The sequence below is a fragment of the Vibrio sp. 1402 genome, assembly GCF_033340275.1.
In genome coordinates this window covers 1-538 of record NZ_JAWOWE010000629.1, presented here as the reverse complement: position 1 = coordinate 538, position 538 = coordinate 1, and the positions used below count along the sequence as shown (strand labels likewise).

The following is a 538-nucleotide window of genomic DNA, read 5'->3' as shown; positions in this document are numbered from 1 at the left end:
GGAAGCGTAGGTCATTGATATCTTGGAATCCAACAGGGAAGTTTTCAGAGAATTTATCGACGTCTTTAACTAACTTATCCAAATGTACAGTGGTTCTTGCTTGCTTTAGGCGATAGTACAGGCCATCAAACTCGTCTTGATACAAGATTCGAGCAGCATCGATAGGGAAAGGTAACGGATTGCTCGAATCTATCGCCGTTTCATAGAGCTTCATTTCGAGCACCGCATCTTTCATCGCATTGCTTATCTCTAAGTTAGCTTTATGTTCATCGCTATTGGTGAAGAACGTGTTGCCAACCTTTATCAATGTTACTAATGCCGCTGCATCTCGATCTTTCAACGCGTCACTTAAGTGTTTACCAAACACGTCACTAGAAAGTGAGCTCGGTACGAAAGGGTAGTCCTGATGGATCTGGTTTAGCTCTTCTTTCAGCTCATAGATAGACTTGGTATCTTCTTCCTTATCGTAACGTGATTTCTCCAAATGACTGTTAATCTGACGAGCAATAGAAAGTAGAGTAGAGTGCTTACTTGATTG

1 pseudogene is annotated in these 538 nt (G+C 41.6%); it reads right to left on the bottom strand.

From position 1 onward, the window contains the following. A pseudogene (locus R7044_RS27635) lies at positions 1-538 on the bottom strand (serine/threonine protein kinase); the annotation flags it as partial.